Genomic DNA, 17,794 nt, shown 5'->3' with positions numbered 1-17,794 from the left:
GACGTTTCTGAGCTATTCTATTCCAGCGAATGAAATTCTGCCGAATAATTGCTTCCTTAAATAATTACAGCCAACAGATCAGTTAAACATAAGTTAATTTATTATCAACTTCTTGCCATTTGTTTACACTGCGTACTTGGGAAGAAAAACTTCATTCTCTAATATTATCTATATTATCATTTTTTTACTAATTTTGCAGCCGGTTTTAGTATTGTAAACTAATTTGACACTACACATTTATTTTAAATAAGTTTACAGTGAAATACTTAAAAATAAGATCAAGAGGTCTATGACCTTAAACACTTATAATTAATAATTTAGACTATATAAAATGAAAGCATTTGTATTTCCAGGTCAGGGAGCTCAATTTGTAGGAATGGGCAAAGATTTGTACGAAACATCTCCTCTTGCTAAAGAAATGTTTGAAAAAGCAAACGAAATTCTTGGTTTTCGTATCACAGATCTAATGTTTGAAGGAACAGACGAAGATCTTCGCCAAACAAAAGTAACTCAACCTGCTATATTTCTTCATTCGGTAATATTAGCAAAAACTATGGGAGCAGATTTCCAGCCAAATATGGTTGCAGGCCATTCCCTTGGTGAGTTTTCGGCATTGGTAGCTGCTAACGCACTATCATTCGAAGATGGATTAAAACTTGTTTACAAACGTGCTCTTGCTATGCAAAAAGCATGTGAAATGAACCCATCTACAATGGCTGCCGTACTTGCTTTAGCTGATGAGAAAGTAGAAGAAATATGTGCTTCTATTACCGACGAGGTAGTAGTACCGGCAAACTACAACTGCCCTGGACAAATTGTAATTTCGGGCTCGGATAAAGGTATCGACAAAGCATGTGAACTATTACTTGCTGCGGGAGCTAAACGTGCCTTGAAACTTAAAGTAGGTGGTGCATTCCATTCACCATTAATGGAACCGGCTAAAGTAGAATTATCGGAAGCGATCAACTCGACCGAATTTGCTACTCCGATATGTCCTGTTTATCAGAATGTAAGCACTATAGCAGAAACAGACCCTACAACTATAAAAGCAAACTTGATTGCTCAATTAACTGCTCCTGTAAAATGGACTCAATCGGTTGAACATATGGTGGCAGACGGTGCAACAGAATTTATAGAACTCGGACCCGGTAGTGTATTGCAAGGCTTGGTTAAGAAAATAGCTAAAGACATTGTAACTAGCGGGAAACAATAAGAAATTATAATTTTCAGATTTAAGGATAAGTTGAAAATTAATGACATCATTTATTTTCAACTTATTTTATATATAATATAAAAACTCTGTATTATGGCATTTTTTTCAGGAAATAAGCAAGCAGACGATCAAGATGAAACTGCTAAAAACATATTTATGTTTGAGCTAGTTCAAAAAAACATTCTTGTAACAGGAGCCAACGGTCAGCTAGGTAGTGAAATCAGACGAATTGCCGATAATCACGAAGACAATTTTCGTTTCTTTTTTACAGATGTAGATACACTGGACATCACCGATCTGAAAGCTATTGATACTTTCATCAAAGAAAACAAGATCAAATATATCATTAATTGTGCTGCCTATACTGCTGTTGATAAAGCAGAAGATGATGCTGAATTATGTTATAAGATCAACAGAGATGCGGTAATTAATCTAGGAATTGCAGCGACAAACAATGCAGCAAAAATAATCCATGTGTCTACCGATTATGTGTTTGACGGCACAAATACGAGACCGTATATCGAAACAGATGCGGTCAATCCTAAATCGGTATATGGCAAATCAAAACAAGAAGCAGAAAGTCGTCTGATGAATGCATGTGCGGATTCAATCATCATCCGTACAGCATGGCTATACTCTATCTTTGGAAACAACTTTGTGAAAACAATGATAAAGCTAGGTCAAGAAAGGGATACGCTTAATGTTGTTGCCGATCAGACCGGTACTCCTACAAATGCTGCCGACTTAGCAAAAGCTATTATCAAAATATTGGATCATAGCGAAGCATACGATTTTAAAGCCGGTATATATCATTACTCAAATGAAGGAATTACCACTTGGTATGATTTTACTCTAGCAATACACAAAGATGCAGGTATCACAACTTGTAAAGTAAGTCCGATCACTACCGACCAATACCCTACCAAGGCTGCTCGTCCGCAATACAGCGTGCTAGATAAAACTAAAATAAAGACGACATTCGGTATTACTATCCCAAATTGGGAAGAAAGTTTAAACATTTGTGTTAGAGAACTGTTATCTTAATATACAGATAAACTTTATAATAAATATACTATCTAAATCTTAAAATGAAAAAGATTTATTTTTCAGCTATACTCATTTCAATTTTGACGATCTCTTGCCAAACTAAATCAGGGGATAAAAATACGGCGGAAGAGCTCCATGTAGAATTAAACGAAGATAAGTTAAATGTCAAACCCGACAGTCCAAATTTTAAGGAACCGCCACATTTAAGCATAGCGCAGTACGACAGTCTCCAGATAAATAAGATAAAGGATCTTAAGGATTATGATATCAGCTATCTGTCAATGGGAAGGACTTTACTTTCGAATGAAAATGGTAAGATCATTACTATTCAAGTTATTACCGATGGTGAAATAACCGAATATCTGTTGAGTTATGATAGAAATGGCAATCTGGTAGATAATCTTATTGTTGCATATGAAGATATGGTTGAATATTACAGCCAAATTACATCGCAAATCAATTCAAATAAAGTAATAATACAAACAGTCAATTTTAGCTATGAAAACTTGAAAGGAGAAGAAGTAGAATTTTCTGACACTTCAACCATTAGCTACTCGATAAGCCCTGAATTAAAATTCATAGCTGACTAGTTGTTAAAAAAAATACAAACTTAAAGTATTAAGTAAAGGCATCTATTGTAATTACAGTAGATGCTTTTCCTTTTTTTATTATCTTTGTACTATACATAAAAATAGTAATGAGCGAATTAGAAAAGGAAATACATAAAAGACGCACTTTTGCGATCATTAGCCATCCCGATGCGGGTAAAACGACACTCACCGAAAAGCTATTGTTATTTGGTGGAGCTATACACGTAGCAGGTGCCGTAAAATCAAATAAAATAAAGAAGACAGCGACATCCGACTGGATGGAAATTGAGAAACAACGTGGTATCTCTGTTGCGACTTCCGTTATGGGATTCGAATACGATGGATATAAGATAAATATACTCGATACACCCGGTCACCAAGACTTTGCTGAAGATACATATAGAACCCTTACTGCTGTGGATAGCGTTATAATAGCTGTTGACTCGGCAAAAGGAGTGGAAGCGCAAACCCGCAAACTAATGGAAGTTTGCCGTATGCGTAACACCCCGGTGATGATATTCATCAACAAGATGGACAGAGAGGGTAAAGACCCTTTCGAATTACTCGATGAACTGGAAGAGGAACTAAAAATAAATGTGCGTCCTCTTAGTTGGCCCATAGATAGTGGACAACGATTTAAGGGTGTCTATAATATCTACCAACAGAAACTCGATCTGTATACTCCAAGCAAACAGACTGTCACCGAATCAATTGGATTTAAAGATATAAACAATCCTGATCTGGAAAAACATATCGGAGAAACATTAGCAGCCAAACTAAGAGACGATATAGAATTAATAGACGGTGTGTACTCGGAATTGGATGTAGAAACTTATCTTCAGGGGAAAGTAGCTCCGGTTTTCTTTGGCTCTGCTTTAAATAATTTCGGAGTAAAAGAATTACTCGACTGCTTTGTGAAAATTGCGCCTTCACCCCGCCCTATCGAAGCTATAGAGCGAGAGATCAGACCGGAAGAAGATGCTTTCAGTGGTTTTATATTCAAGATACATGCTAATATGGACCCTAATCACCGTTCATGTATTGCATTTGTGAAAATATGCTCGGGTAAGTTTGAACGTAATGTAAATTATAAACATATACGTCTTAACCGACAAATGAAGTTCTCTTCACCTACAGCATTTATGGCTCAAAAGAAAGAGACTGTAGACGAGGCTTACGCAGGCGATATTATCGGATTACCCGACACAGGTAATTTTAAGATTGGAGACACATTGACATCTGGCGAAAACCTACATTTCAAAGGATTACCTAGCTTCTCTCCTGAGATGTTTAAATATATAGAGAATGCCGACCCAATGAAGACTAAACAGCTTCAAAAAGGTATCGATCAGTTAATGGACGAAGGTGTTGCTCAATTGTTCACAAATCAATTCAATGGTCGTAAGATTGTAGGAACTGTGGGACAACTTCAATTCGAAGTTATTCAATACCGATTGTTACACGAATATGGGGCGCAATGTAGATGGGAAGCAATCAATCTATATAAAGCCTGCTGGATAGAAAGCGATAACATTGAACAATTGGAAGATTTTAAAAGGCGTAAAGCTCAATATATGGCAAAAGATAAGAATGATCGGGATGTATTCCTCGCTGATTCAAACTATTTGCTAATGATGGCTCAACAAGATTTCAAAGACATAAAATTTCATTTTACTTCTGAATTCTAAACAAAACAGCTATGCTAAAAGTAGTTATTAATAAACATTTTAAAAAGGAATTAAAGAGCTTTATAATAAAGTTGCCTGAGATTTTCAATGAATCTGGGGAAACTATATTCGCTGCACGCAACATAATTAAAGTTTTTGATGTCAATGGAATGAGAGTTAATGTCAAATCTTTTCAAAAACCACATCTCTTCAATCAATTGATGTATGCTACTTTTAGAAAATCGAAAGCTGAGCGCTCTTACAAATATGCTCATAAACTTGAAGAAAGAGGATTCAATACGCCTACTCCATTGGCATATATGGAACAGCAATTTGCATTTCTGCTCAAAAGAAGTGCTTACATATCTATAAATGAAGACTTCGACGGGAAAATGCAGGAGTTGCGCCATGGAACCTTGGAAGGACGTGAGAATCTTATCCGTCAATTTGCATTATTTACAGCTGAATTACATAAAAAAAGAGTGCTGCATCTCGACTATTCATCAGGGAATATACTATACAAAAAGAACGGTGAAGATTACAGCTTCTACTTAGTTGATCTCAACAGGATGAAATTTGATGGGAAAATTAGTCTCGACACTGCTTGTCATAATTTCAGACGACTATGGGGTAGTGATGATATGATTACATTTTTCATCAAAGAGTATGCTAAAGCGCGTCATTTTAATGAAAAATTATGTCTTGAAAAAACGTTCAAATATAGAGAACGCTTTTGGAAATTCTTCAATAGGAAACACCCCTTTGAAAGCCCTTACATAGCTGAATAAATAAATCTGGACAATGAAAATAGGATTTGATGCGAAACGAGCAACACAGAATTTTACAGGATTGGGTAACTATAGTCGTTTTGTAATTAACAACCTTGTAAAATTCTATCCAGACAATTTCTATGAGCTGTTTAGCCCTAAACCTTCGGTAGGTAAAGTAGATACGGAAATCGCCAAAGGGAATAATGTCAAGATTTTTGTAAAAGAAGGCTTCAAATTATTCTGGAGAACATTGGGCATTGTAAAAGATATCAAGAACGAAAATATTACGCTATACCACGGATTAAGTAACGAACTACCTTATAAAATAAATAAGAGTGGAGCTAAATCAATTGTTACAATACACGATCTTATATTCTTGAGACACCCAAAGTTTTACCCTGTTATTGATCGAAATATATATAATATTAAGGCTCGTTATGCCTGCAAAGTTGCAGATAGAATTGTGGCTGTAAGCGAATGTACAAAAAGAGATATAATAGAATATTATGGAACCGATCCGAATAAAATAGATGTTGTATACCAAGGTTGCTTTTCTATTTTCAGAAACAGAGTAGATGGCTCAAAAAAACAGCAAGTAATCGATAAGTACAATTTACCTCCTAGATTCTTATTATCTATCGGTAGCATTGAAGAAAGAAAAAACATACTTCTTATAGTAAAAGCATTAAAATCTATACCGAATATTCACTTTGTGGCTATTGGTAAACAACGTAAATATGCCGAGAAAGTTAAACAATATGCTCTTGAGCATGGATTGGAAGACAGAGTACATTTATTAAGTAATGTAGCACTAGAGGATCTTCCCGCAGTACTACAATTGTCCGAAATATTTATATATCCATCATTTTACGAAGGATTCGGGATACCTATTATAGAGGCTCTTAGTTCGGAAGTTCCTGTGATAGCTGCCAAAGGGTCGTGTCTGGAGGAAGCCGGAGGTTCCCATTCTATATATATCGATCCGCATAATGAGAACGAACTAGCTACCGAGATAGATAGCGTATTGAATGACAATAATTTAAAAGAAAAAATGGTGCAAGAAGGTATAGAATACGTAAAACGATTCTCGGATCAAAAATGTACTGATGATTTGATGGAGGTGTACAAGAAGATTTCAGCTCCTTCGCCTATATCAATAATATAAATAGCACTGAGATGGATAAGATCGCAATAATAATTCCCAGATATGGCAAAGATATCAATGGAGGATTAGAATTACATGCTTTTTTGATAGCAGACCACTTAAAAGATAAATATGAGTTTACCATATTAACAACATGCCTTAATGACCAAAATGGTAAAAATAATTATCCTGCAGGGGAAAGTATCATTGACGGTATAAGGGTCATCAGATTCGAATCTGAAACAACGGATATAAAGGTGCATGACAAGGCTTTTCGTTATCTGCACAAAAGCCGCATATATAGCGGCGAAAAATTCAGGCTGAATAATTTCTTTTCCTTACTGATAAAAAAAATAAAATACAGACCTCGGAAAACCCAAGACCTTTTATTCGAACAATGGATCGAAAATCAGGAGCCACACTGTACCAAATTAATCGATTATATTAGAAAAAACAAAGACGAATATACAAGTTTTATATTTTTCGGGTATTTGTACTACCTCAGCTACAAAGGTATGCTGGAAGTAGGAGAAAAAAGTATCTTAATTCCGATAGCTCATAACGAAGCTACACTATATTTCAACGGCTTCGATAAAACATTCTCGTTGCCTAGATTCATCATGTACAATTCACTAGCAGAAAAGCAGCTGGTAGAATCGCTCCATACGGAAGCAAAACATATTAAATACGATATTGCAGGTGTCGGATTCGACAAGCCAGTAATTGATATTGAATATAATAAAGATAAGATTATTGATTACCCTTATTTCATTTATATCGGCAGGATCCATGAACATAAAGGATGTAAAGAAATGATCGAATATTTTGAGTATTTTAAACAGACCCATAATAGCAATCATAAACTCGTTATGATAGGCAAAAATTTCATGCCAGATGTCAAACCTTCTGACGATATAATATATCTCGGATTTGTTGATGATCAGGAAAAAGTATTCTATTTACAAAATTGCGAAGCTTTGATAATACCATCTCTCCATGAAAGTCTATCATCTGTAACTCTAGAAGCTATGCTTATGGGAAAACCTGTTTTGGCTAACGAGGGATGCGAAGTTTTAAAAGCTCATATAACTATCAGTAAAGCCGGATATACATATTGTGGCAAAGATGAATTCAGTTCTCAACTAAACAAGATCTGGCATTTATCTGATGAAAATAAAAAATGCATTGCAAATAATGGAAATTCATATGTTGAAGAGAATTACAACTGGTCTAGTATCGTTGATAAATTTGTAAAAGCGATTCAATATATAACATTAAAGAACTAAAAGCTTATTTGCTTTCGTATAATTTCTGATATATTTTATAATACTCATCCGCACATCTGTCCCAACGAAAGTATGATGCATGCTCTTTTATATCTTTTATCCGATCATTCTGAGAGTAGTCTTCTAAACTGTCCCTAAAAAGCTGTTGCATATATTCGGGTTCGAAATTTTGAAAATAATATGCATCTTTACCTCCTACTTCAGGTAAAGATGTGTGAGTAGAAAGGAAAGTCGGTTTGCCAAAATGCATAGCCTCTATCACTGGAATACCAAAGCCCTCAGCTATAGAAGGAAACATAAAAGCCAAGCAATTCTTTAGGTACCAATATTTATCTTCATAAGAAACTGATCCGATAAGTTTGACCCTATCCTCAACATTAAATTGTTTAGCTTCTTTTATTATTTTATTTTGATAATTTTCGTCAGATCTTCCTGCTATAATCAACTCATAATCATTACCCACCAAAATACGAGGTAATACATGAAAATTCTTTTTGGGAAGAACTGTTCCTATTGAAAATAAAAAATCTTTTTTAGGTTTATATATGGGTGTATCATAAGTATCAAATTCCAAAACATTACAACCGTTATAAATAACATCGAACGGTTTATTTCCTATTTCTAAATGATCAAGTACATCTTGTTTTACATAATTGGATATCGCTATAATATGATCAGATCTATTGATGTTATCTTGCATTTTTTTTAGATATTTAGCAACTTTTGATGGAGCCTTTTTTTCATACAAAAAGTTCAAATCATGTATTGTCAATAATCTCTTAACATTCTTATTACCTCCCATATATCGAGATAATTGATAAGTCGTATGCAATATATCAGCATTGAAGTTTCGATAAAATATTTTATCTATGCTTCTTTGCTCTATAAAATTATTATTAGAACCAAACATATATTGCACTGATTGTGGGACATAATAAATCAAATCGTCTTTATCTACAACCCTTTGGCGCAAAGCAATACCTAATTGGTAACAATATTCGAATAAGCCTGTATAAGGGTGCTTCATTCGCTCACAATCTAAAACTATTTTCATCTATTTATTTTAAACAATTCGTCTAATTTCTTATATACTATCTTTTGGTCAAAAGCAGCATTGAAAATAGCCAAGGATTTTGTTCGATATTCATTATATTTATTCTCATCTGCCAATAATAAATGTATGTTATGAGCAAATATTTCAGGATCATTACTAACCATGCAACCATTATCAATCTTATTGGGAATTCCATCTAAACCTCTTTCGTTGCAAACAACAGGAATACCATAAGACATTGCTTCCACAATTTTTATTTTCAGACCTGTACCTGATAGCATCGGGCAAATAGCAATTCTAGATTGTTTATAATAGTTGTCTAGATCTTCAACAAATAAGACTTTCTCTATATTGCTCTTATCCTCTATAAAATTACCTATTTTGCCAATAACTACTATCTTTAAATTTGCTGATAATAATGGATATACTTTTTCCATAAACCACCGAACCGACGAAATATTATGAGGATTGTCACTAGCTACATATATGATATCGTATTTATAGATAGCGGCATGATCGCATGCTTTACTAGCAGCCATCATTGGCATCCACTTCACTCTTTCCGGAAAAAACTGGCCAAATAAATAATGCTCTTCAGTAGAAATTGCCCATATCTCATCAAACAAATTCAAGCGTTTCAATTCTTCAGCAAAAGTATCTCCAATATGCTTCTTATTGCCATTTTGACGCTGAGAAGTAATAAAATCATGTGTATCAATTATCGTTTTTGCGCCTTTAAAATACGATTTATCGATAACCATGCGAGCCCAAGATACATAATTTATTACAACATAATCATATTGCTTATTTTTTATTATTTTGTAAAATTGCTTTAGGAGGTAATTCGTGGCGTGATTAGGTATATCGCGAGTATCTATATCATGCAATTTATTTATTAGCATCTGTTTTAACTTTATAAAATTATATTTTATAAAGTTACGTTTAGAAGACTTACGGTCTAAAAGATAAACATTCGTTGCCAATTGGCTTTTTTTGAATTCTTCTAAATTTTCATTAGTCCACTCACCCCAATGAACTTCACTAAAGAAATCGACTTCACAACCTCTTTCCTTAAAATAAGTCAAAAATGATTTTGCTCGGCTTTTATTTCCTGAATTTGTATTTAATGGATTATCTGGCATGAAGAAAAGAATTCTACTCATATTGAATCAAATTAGAATAAATATTAAAGTTACCAAAACTTCCAAAATTTATGTTTCTTATGTGCCCAATTACTTTGAAAAATTATCCCCATATAGTTTTTCTTTAGACGATCAATGTCATAATATTTCTTCTCCAAATCGAATTGCTTTTTAAAGTGGTACACTTTAAAAAGACCTTCAATAGGAAATATATCAATTAGCCTTGTTTTCAAGAGATATTCTCCATAAATAAGACCTTCTGCTGGTATTGTTATTTTATCTATCTCAGTAAAAAAATCTTCAAAAGTAAGGCCTCTTTCTACTAAGTAGACTTCTGCTAAATGCTTCCAAACTTTTGTAGACCAAATATAAGGAGATGGTCCAAAATCCCATTCTTTACCTGATGGTGAATTAAATATTGTGCGCAAAGCTTTTATTGGTTCTTTAAATGAATTTTTCGTTGAATCAATACCTATAATCTCTAGCATATCTAGAAACGATTTCGCTTCATGCATTACTGTATAAGGAGTATTTTCATCATACATAAAATCACTTACTCGGAAATCTCTAATGAAAAAACTATCAGAATCTATACAAAGATAGTTTTTACAAACATTTAATCTATAAAATTGAGATTTTACAATTTGCTGATATCTCCATTTATCTTTTATATTTACTTTTATTATATCACTATCTTTTAATAGAGTAATGTCAGAAACAAGCAAATTATCTCTAAAATAGTCATAATCTTCATCATTTACGGATAAATATATAGGAATCTTTTCAATATTATGTTTTTCAATTGATAGTACTAATCTTTTAGCATCTATAAAATCCTTTTTATATGACTTCAGTAATAATACAAACTTATTCATAAAATTTGATGGTTTTCATAATAAATATTGTAACCAATGTTTTTGACGACCTGATTTATATTTTGTAGATCAAACTCTCCTATTTTTCCACCCTCTCTATTTAACAAACGGATATCGAAGCTTTTTAGTTCTGTCGGCACAAACATCAACCAGCCCGAATAAAACTCAGTTTTTTCTATTTCCTTCTCGAATGGAAAACATTTGACAATTCTATTCTCTGAATCTAATTCAACCACATGATTTTTGAGGTAAATATCCGGATAAATAAAAGTAAAATGCGAATAATAACGTTTCATTTCACTAGTTAATTTTCTTTTGGCATCTGTGATATAACCTTCCGATTATCTTCTATTACTTTAGTACCTTTTCCGCCAGGAGTAACAATATCAAGTTGAGCATTAGTTGTAACTGGAATAGAATCCTGATACCTAATATTATACAGCATAATATCGGATAAAAAGTTTTCCTTCGACTTTCGCAAGTGAATATAACCCGATATACTTTTCAACAAACTATCTGGCAACTGCGGTTTATCAAGAACATAATGGATATTCTGATCTATTGGAATTATTTTTTTTATGATTGTATCTCTATAAGTAAAATAAATTCCTGCTTTTACTGTTTGATTCTTATTTAAACCCAAGACATCAAAAGAAACTCTAAATGACGACAAGTCTACTGTTTTGATCTTTGCCGAATCAACATTAAACGATAGTGTCGAATTAATTGTATTAAGGTAAAATAAAGATGGTAAAATCAAATCCCCTTTTCCGTTAAGATTCGGATCAGCCAAATCCCGCGCTTTAGACAATAATTCTGTCTTAGATTTCAATCGGGAAACGACCGAATCGTTTATATTCAAATAGAGTTTTATATTATCAGAGTACCAAACGAGAGAAGAGTCAAGGTCTGCTTTTGTTACATTATGTTTTTCGAGGACTCCGGCAATAAGAGCATCCTTTTTCTCAAGAGTATTCAGATTTTGATCATAACTATTATATATAGCTTGAGCCATTTGCACATCATACAAAACATCTACCATTTTTTCTTCGTCAAGTACATTACTCGGTTTCCTACTGCATGATGCGACCACGGTAAGACAAATAAGGACTGTACAAATAAAGGTATTCTTTTGCATGCGTTATGCTTTCTTTTCTAAAGATTGGCTTAGAGTCTTTCTATAAAACAGCAGGAGTATAAAGATTCCGACTGTAATAGCCGAATCGGCAATATTAAATATGGGACTGAAGAAGATAAAATTCTCTCCACCCCACATTGGTAACCACGAAGGAAAAGTTCCTTCGATAAGAGGGAAATATAACATATCTACCACTTTACCATGCAGCCAGCTGGAATAACCATCGCCTAAAGAGACAAATGATGCTACATGACCCTGATAACTGGCAGAAAATATTTCTCCATAAAACACACTATCGATAATATTTCCAAAAGCGCCCGCTAAAATAAGTGCTATACAGGCAATATAACCTTTCGAATACTGTTTCTTTACCAACGTATATAAATAGTATCCTATAAAACCAATGGCAACTATACGAAACAACGAAAGGAATAATTTACCTATAACTTCCATTCCGAAAGCCATTCCATTATTCTCTACAAAGTAAATCTTAAACCAGCTGGTTATTTCAATAGTCTCATAAAGAGACATATTCGTTTTTACCCATATTTTAGAAGCCTGATCGATAATAATAACCAAAGCTATAACGAGGATTGCAATCAATCCTCTGTTTTTGTTATCCATAAATTTTATTTTCGCCTCCTGATAATGAAACTAAAGAAAAAACAGAGACTAATCTCCGTTTTTTCTATCATTATTCATTTATTTCCTGATAAGCTCATTCTTATTTAACACCACTATTTTTTGCCTCGATACTTAATGTAGCATGAGGTACTGCACGTAAACGTTCCTTCGGTATCAATTTGCCTGTTTCGCGACAAATACCGTAAGTCTTGTTTTCGATACGGATAAGAGCCGATTGTAAGTTCTGTATAAACTTCATCTGGCGTTGAGCCAAGCGTCCGGCTTCTTCTTTCGATAGCGTCGATGCACCCTCTTCCAATACTTTGAACGTAGGTGATGTATCTGTAACATCATTTCCATCAGCATTAGTTATAGCTGCACGCAATTGCTCATATTCATCTTTTGCTTTATTCAATTTATCAAGAATAATATCACGAAATTCGTTCAATTCTTCATCTGAATATCTTGTTTTCTCTGACATAACTTTATTTTTTTAAGTTAGACATCCTGTTTAGTTTGGTTTTATTTTGGTTAAACCTTCTCTACTGAAAGTTTTAATACAAATTCATCCATATCAATATCTTGACCGTCAACATTATCGCTCAATTCGACTTTGTCCGCCAAAACCTGTGATGCAATATAATCATTAAATTCCAAAATTACATCTTTTATTTGTTCCAGATTAGATATTTTTACGCTTATACGGTCTGTGATATCAAAGCCGCTCGATTTACGTATATTCTGTATACGATTCACCAACTCGCGGGCAATACCTTCTTTACGCAAATCGTCTGTAATAGTAATATCCAGAGCAACAGTCAAACGACCTTCGTTCGCCACCAACCAGCCCGGTATATCCTCCGAAATTATCTCTACATCCGACAATTCGATCGTTGCAGGTTGCCCTTCAACATCCAAAGTATAATTACCTGCTTTCTCGAATGCTCCGATAGCTACCTGATCCATCCCCTGAATAACGATAGCCAATTGTTTCATGATTTTACCGTAACGAGGCCCTAATTTTTTAAAATCAGGCTTGATACGCTTCACTAAAATACCGGCTGTATTATCGACATATTTCAGCTCTTTTACGTTCACTTCATTCAAAATAAGATCACGCACAGCTTCAATATCTTTCTTTTGTTCGTCATCAATTACAGGAACCATTATTTGCATTAACGGTTGACGAACCTTAATGTTCACTTTGCGACGAAGAGCAAGCACCACCGACGATATATCCTGCGCTATTTTCATACGCTCTTCGAGCTTCTTATCTATAACGGAACTATCTGATAATGGGAAGTCTGACAAATGAACAGACGATATCTTTTCGCGCTCGGTAGCACCAATTAAATCATTAAATAATTTATCGGCATAGAACGGAGAGATAGGAGCCATCAATTTAGCGACAACCTCCAAACAAGTATATAATGTCTGATAAGCCGATAATTTATCCTTAGTCATCGTACCACCCCAGAAACGCTTCCTGTTAAGTCGCACATACCAATTGCTCAGATTATCGTTCACAAAGTCCGATATAGCACGCCCTGCCTTAGTAGGTTCATAGGCTGCATAATACTCGTCTACGTCCTTTACGAGTGTATTGAGCAACGATATAACCCAACGGTCTATCTCCGGTCTTTCAGCGACAGGCACGAAGTCTTCTGCGAAAGTGAAATTGTCCACATTAGCGTATAATGCGAAGAAAGAGTACGTATTATAAAGCGTACCGAAAAATTTACGGCGCACCTCTTCTACTCCTTCTATATCGAATTTCAGATTATCCCATGGTGAAGCATTAGTTATCATATACCAACGCAAAGGGTCTGAACCGTATTTTTCTATTGCAACAAAAGGATCGACACCATTACCAAGACGTTTCGACATCTTGTTGCCGTTCTTATCTAACACCAATCCGTTGGATATTACATTTTTGAATGCAATGCTATCTTTGAACATGGTAGATATAGCATGCAGCGTAAAGAACCATCCTCGTGTCTGGTCTACGCCCTCGGCTATAAAGTCGGCAGGATAAACCTTCGCAAATTCTTCTTCACTGATATTCGGATAGAATACTTGCGCAAATGGCATAGCTCCCGAATCAAACCACACATCGATAAGATCAGTCTCACGTTTCATCGGTTTACCCGAATCCGAAACAAGTATGATATTATCTACATACGGACGATGAAGATCTATCTTTTCGTAATTCTCTTTATCCAGATTACCTATCTCGAAATCTTTCCAAAGTATCTCTTTCATTAGTCCTGCATCCACAGCCTTTTGCATTTCGGCATAAAGCTCTTTAATCGAACCGATACATTTTTCTTCTTTGCCATCTTCGGTTCTCCAGATTGGCAATGGAGTACCCCAATAACGGCTACGGCTCAAATTCCAATCCTGCAAATTCTCCAACCATTTACCAAAACGGCCTGTACCTGTCGATTGAGGTTTCCAGTTGATTGTATTATTCAGTTCTATCAAACGGTCACGCGAAGCTGTAGTTTTGATAAACCAGCTATCCAATGGATAATAAAGCACAGGCTTATCGGTACGCCAACAGTGCGGATAGTTATGCACATGACGTTCTATCTTGAAAGCTTTATTTGCCAATTTTAGCATTACACTTAAATCGATGTCAAGAGTATTGGCATCGGCAGGCAATGTGTCGTCATACTCGTTCTTCACATAGCGACCTACAAATTCTTTATATAAATCTACGTTTACATTTGCTTTTACATAAGCCTCATCGAGATCTTCCAGCTTGAAATATTTACCTGTAAGATCGACCATCGGACGGAGATTTCCATCCTTATCAGTCAGCATCATAGCAGGCACATTATTCATCTTGGCTACCTTGGCATCATCTGCACCAAATGTAGGCGCTATATGTACGATACCTGTACCATCCTCGGTAGTTACAAAATCGCCAGTCACTACTTTAAATGCACCTTCTCCCGGATTCATCCAAGGAATAAGTTGCTCGTAAGGTATTCCTGCCAGTTCCGAACCTTTCCACTCTCCCACTACTTTATACGGTATCAGCTTATCACCTTGCTTATAATCCTCTAAAGCGATTTCTTCCGCCTTAGGATTAAACAAACTGAACATAAGCGATTTTGCTACCACAGCAGTCATCTTATCGTTTGTATACGGGTTATAAGACTGTACAGCAACATAAACGATATCCGCACCTACTGCAAGAGCAGTATTAGAAGGTAAAGTCCAAGGGGTAGTAGTCCAAGCCAAGAAATAAGGTTCACCAAATTGAGCCATTTCTGCTTTTGGTCCTTTTATCTTGAATTGAGCAATGCACGTAGTATCTTTCACATCACGGTAGCTGCCCGGTTGGTTCAACTCATGCGAACTCAATCCTGTACCCGCTGCCGGCGAATAAGGCTGTATAGTATATCCTTTATAGAGGAAATCCTTATTGTATAATTCTTTCAGTAAGAACCAAAGCGTTTCGATATATCGGCTGTCGTAAGTCACATAAGGGTCTTTCATGTTCACCCAATAACCCATACGACGAGTAAGATCTTCCCATTCGCGGGTATATTTCATCACCTCTTCGCGACAAGCCTTGTTATATTCGTCAACACTTGGTTTCCCCGGTTTCCCAATATCTTCTTTAGTAATTCCGAGCTTCTTCTCGACACTTAGTTCTACCGGCAAACCATGGGTATCCCACCCTGCTTTGCGGTTCACCAAGAATCCTTTCATCGTCTTGTAACGACAAAAAATATCTTTAATAGAGCGTGCCATTACGTGATGGATGCCCGGCATACCATTCGCAGAAGGAGGCCCTTCGTAAAATACAAATGATTGAGCATCTTTACGTATGTCCAGACTCTTTTGAAATACATTTTCTTTGTCCCACTTGTCCAGTATCTCTTTGTTGATATCAGATAAGTTAAATTGGTTATATTCTGTAAATTTCTTAGTCATCGTACTTTAGATTTCGCTTTATTCAAAAAATAAGTGCAAAGATAGTGAAAAATAAGATACAATATATACATCCTGTATTTACATTTAAAGATTATATCTATCTTTGTTTCCAAATAAATAAACGATACAAAACGATGCAAGAATCATTTAAAAACAGAGTGACTAAATTCTGGAAGACCTTTACAGAAGAGGAAAGTCAGATTAGAGAAATGATGGATAACAAAGTGGAAGGTCAGACTCTCCTTAATTTTGTCGACAGCATTTTACAGATTTCTTTTCACACTGTTTATTTCGAAATGGGAATAAATAAGGAAAACAAATACGAGTTGATTCTGACACCCGAAGGCGACAGAGCTAAACTCATACCTCTACAGTACTGGCTACAACATGCACCCGCACACCTGTGGGAAAAATGGAATTTCTACGCTTCGAAACCTGGAAAAGCCAGTCCGGGCTCTATAATAAGCATGTATGATATAAATTTAACAGAAGATAATATCGAGATTTATGCTGAAGTTGACCAAGACAGAAAAAAAATCAATCTCGAAGTTTATGCGCCTGTATTAATGACTCTTGAAGAAAACAAACGCTATTCGATATTTTTCATATATCTCGACCAATTTATCGGCGAGGTTTTAACAATGGAAATTATCGGCTATATAGACTTCATTACTGAGAAATCGGATAAGCACGCGGTAAAGATTAGTGGATTAACATCGGTTATAGAAGAGGCAATGTCAGATGACGAGGACTGGCCTAAAATAGACAATCCATGCGAGCTATACAGTGGCTACAAAATGAATCCCACAGAGAATAAAGAATGGAAACTGAGAGAAGACATTCAGGTGGGATACACATCATGCTCTCCTATCCTTAATGATTTTTATGGTGGTACAGAAGAAGCTATGAAAAGATTTGAAGAGGATGGCATCGTTTATGGGTTTATATTCTTCGAGAATACAAATGTCTCACAAGAAAACATCGTACAATTCAGAGCCGATATAGAGGATAAGATAATGAACGAAATAGCAAATTACAGTGTAGCCAATAGCACAGGAGGTGCAACCGGATTTCATTTTTCATACATTGATTTTATTATATACGATATAGATACATTCCTCAAAGTATCGAAAGAAATTCTATCGCATTATAACTTTGAAGAAGTGGGCTTTTCTCGCTTTGTATTAGGCGATAAACCCATACTATTTAATTGAAGTCTTTTATAAAGAAATACTTAAATATTAGTTTTTCAGAACAAAATCACTACTTTTGCCGTTCAAAAGGAGTCTGGTTTAT

At 35.1% G+C, this 17,794-nt stretch carries 16 protein-coding genes; 8 read left to right on the top strand and 8 right to left on the bottom strand.

The features are described 5' to 3' along the window. Window positions 1-331: 331 nt before the first annotated feature. From fabD to G7Y56_RS09480, 7 genes are all read left to right on the top strand, one after another. Window positions 332-1,213 carry an ACP S-malonyltransferase gene (fabD, locus tag G7Y56_RS09510; protein WP_165042991.1) on the top strand — a complete coding sequence of 294 codons (882 nt, stop codon included), beginning with the start codon at window positions 332-334 and terminating at the stop codon, window positions 1,211-1,213. A 156-nt stretch (window positions 1,214-1,369) separates the two neighbouring features. Further along, a complete protein-coding gene (gene rfbD, locus G7Y56_RS09505) occupies window positions 1,370-2,257 on the top strand; it encodes a dTDP-4-dehydrorhamnose reductase (protein WP_255498716.1) in 888 nt (295 codons plus the stop codon). An 83-nt stretch (window positions 2,258-2,340) separates the two neighbouring features. Then, entirely contained in the window at window positions 2,341-2,850 is a 510-nt protein-coding gene (locus tag G7Y56_RS09500) for a hypothetical protein (RefSeq protein WP_255498707.1), read from the top strand. A gap of 107 nt (window positions 2,851-2,957) precedes the next feature. Further along, window positions 2,958-4,538 carry a peptide chain release factor 3 gene (locus G7Y56_RS09495; protein WP_165023345.1) on the top strand — a complete coding sequence of 527 codons (1,581 nt, stop codon included), beginning with the start codon at window positions 2,958-2,960 and terminating at the stop codon, window positions 4,536-4,538. Window positions 4,539-4,549: 11 nt separating this feature from the next. Beyond that, window positions 4,550-5,305 carry a lipopolysaccharide kinase InaA family protein gene (locus G7Y56_RS09490; protein WP_165042985.1) on the top strand — a complete coding sequence of 252 codons (756 nt, stop codon included), beginning with the start codon at window positions 4,550-4,552 and terminating at the stop codon, window positions 5,303-5,305. Window positions 5,306-5,318: 13 nt separating this feature from the next. Next, window positions 5,319-6,452: a glycosyltransferase family 1 protein gene (locus tag G7Y56_RS09485; RefSeq protein ID WP_165042982.1), complete on the top strand. Its 1,134-nt coding sequence runs from the start codon at window positions 5,319-5,321 to the stop codon at window positions 6,450-6,452. Window positions 6,453-6,463: 11 nt separating this feature from the next. After that, window positions 6,464-7,717, top strand: coding sequence for a glycosyltransferase family 4 protein (locus G7Y56_RS09480; RefSeq protein WP_165042980.1), 1,254 nt, complete (start codon window positions 6,464-6,466; stop codon window positions 7,715-7,717). Window positions 7,718-7,721: 4 nt separating this feature from the next. Here the strand turns inward: G7Y56_RS09480 and G7Y56_RS09475 are convergent, their stop codons facing one another. The 8 genes from G7Y56_RS09475 to ileS form a co-directional block, all read right to left on the bottom strand. Beyond that, window positions 7,722-8,771, bottom strand: coding sequence for a glycosyltransferase family 1 protein (locus G7Y56_RS09475; RefSeq protein ID WP_221412550.1), 1,050 nt, complete (start codon window positions 8,769-8,771; stop codon window positions 7,722-7,724). Next, window positions 8,768-9,934, bottom strand: coding sequence for a glycosyltransferase (locus G7Y56_RS09470; protein WP_165042978.1), 1,167 nt, complete (start codon window positions 9,932-9,934; stop codon window positions 8,768-8,770). Before G7Y56_RS09470 ends, G7Y56_RS09475 begins: the two co-directional genes overlap by 4 nt. A gap of 29 nt (window positions 9,935-9,963) precedes the next feature. After that, window positions 9,964-10,788, bottom strand: coding sequence for a DUF6492 family protein (locus G7Y56_RS09465; RefSeq protein WP_165042976.1), 825 nt, complete (start codon window positions 10,786-10,788; stop codon window positions 9,964-9,966). Further along, window positions 10,785-11,084: a hypothetical protein gene (locus tag G7Y56_RS09460; RefSeq protein ID WP_165042974.1), complete on the bottom strand. Its 300-nt coding sequence runs from the start codon at window positions 11,082-11,084 to the stop codon at window positions 10,785-10,787. Before G7Y56_RS09460 ends, G7Y56_RS09465 begins: the two co-directional genes overlap by 4 nt. A gap of 8 nt (window positions 11,085-11,092) precedes the next feature. Next, window positions 11,093-11,926, bottom strand: coding sequence for a DUF4296 domain-containing protein (locus G7Y56_RS09455; RefSeq protein ID WP_165042972.1), 834 nt, complete (start codon window positions 11,924-11,926; stop codon window positions 11,093-11,095). Between the two features lie 3 nt (window positions 11,927-11,929). Further along, entirely contained in the window at window positions 11,930-12,550 is a 621-nt protein-coding gene (locus G7Y56_RS09450; RefSeq protein ID WP_165042970.1) for a lipoprotein signal peptidase, read from the bottom strand. A gap of 100 nt (window positions 12,551-12,650) precedes the next feature. After that, on the bottom strand, window positions 12,651-13,031 hold the full coding sequence (locus G7Y56_RS09445) for a TraR/DksA C4-type zinc finger protein (protein ID WP_165023372.1): 381 nt from the start codon (window positions 13,029-13,031) through the stop codon (window positions 12,651-12,653). A gap of 50 nt (window positions 13,032-13,081) precedes the next feature. Continuing rightward, window positions 13,082-16,498: an isoleucine--tRNA ligase gene (gene ileS, locus G7Y56_RS09440; protein WP_165042968.1), complete on the bottom strand. Its 3,417-nt coding sequence runs from the start codon at window positions 16,496-16,498 to the stop codon at window positions 13,082-13,084. 44 nt (window positions 16,499-16,542) lie between these two features. On the opposite strand from ileS, the gene G7Y56_RS09435 reads away from it, so the two are divergent. Continuing rightward, a complete protein-coding gene (locus tag G7Y56_RS09435) occupies window positions 16,543-17,712 on the top strand; it encodes a hypothetical protein (RefSeq protein WP_255498706.1) in 1,170 nt (389 codons plus the stop codon). Window positions 17,713-17,794: the final 82 nt, after the last annotated feature.

Source organism: Dysgonomonas sp. ZJ709 (assembly GCF_011039195.1).
Lineage (GTDB): Bacteria > Bacteroidota > Bacteroidia > Bacteroidales > Dysgonomonadaceae > Dysgonomonas.
This window is presented reverse-complemented; position numbering and strand designations above follow the sequence as displayed.

What these genes read in the sequence shown, in the direction of transcription:
- G7Y56_RS09465 (WP_165042976.1), bottom strand. Translation starts at nt 10,788, where the DNA reads ATGAATAAGTTTGTATTATTACTGAAGTCATATAAAAAGGATTTTATA.
- G7Y56_RS09475 (WP_221412550.1), bottom strand. Translation starts at nt 8,771, where the DNA reads ATGAAAATAGTTTTAGATTGTGAGCGAATGAAGCACCCTTATACAGGC.
- G7Y56_RS09455 (WP_165042972.1), bottom strand. Translation starts at nt 11,926, where the DNA reads ATGCAAAAGAATACCTTTATTTGTACAGTCCTTATTTGTCTTACCGTG.
- rfbD (WP_255498716.1), top strand. Translation starts at nt 1,370, where the DNA reads ATGTTTGAGCTAGTTCAAAAAAACATTCTTGTAACAGGAGCCAACGGT.
- G7Y56_RS09460 (WP_165042974.1), bottom strand. Translation starts at nt 11,084, where the DNA reads ATGAAACGTTATTATTCGCATTTTACTTTTATTTATCCGGATATTTAC.
- G7Y56_RS09480 (WP_165042980.1), top strand. Translation starts at nt 6,464, where the DNA reads ATGGATAAGATCGCAATAATAATTCCCAGATATGGCAAAGATATCAAT.
- G7Y56_RS09445 (WP_165023372.1), bottom strand. Translation starts at nt 13,031, where the DNA reads ATGTCAGAGAAAACAAGATATTCAGATGAAGAATTGAACGAATTTCGT.
- G7Y56_RS09495 (WP_165023345.1), top strand. Translation starts at nt 2,958, where the DNA reads ATGAGCGAATTAGAAAAGGAAATACATAAAAGACGCACTTTTGCGATC.
- G7Y56_RS09450 (WP_165042970.1), bottom strand. Translation starts at nt 12,550, where the DNA reads ATGGATAACAAAAACAGAGGATTGATTGCAATCCTCGTTATAGCTTTG.
- fabD (WP_165042991.1), top strand. Translation starts at nt 332, where the DNA reads ATGAAAGCATTTGTATTTCCAGGTCAGGGAGCTCAATTTGTAGGAATG.
- G7Y56_RS09490 (WP_165042985.1), top strand. Translation starts at nt 4,550, where the DNA reads ATGCTAAAAGTAGTTATTAATAAACATTTTAAAAAGGAATTAAAGAGC.
- G7Y56_RS09470 (WP_165042978.1), bottom strand. Translation starts at nt 9,934, where the DNA reads ATGAGTAGAATTCTTTTCTTCATGCCAGATAATCCATTAAATACAAAT.
- ileS (WP_165042968.1), bottom strand. Translation starts at nt 16,498, where the DNA reads ATGACTAAGAAATTTACAGAATATAACCAATTTAACTTATCTGATATC.
- G7Y56_RS09485 (WP_165042982.1), top strand. Translation starts at nt 5,319, where the DNA reads ATGAAAATAGGATTTGATGCGAAACGAGCAACACAGAATTTTACAGGA.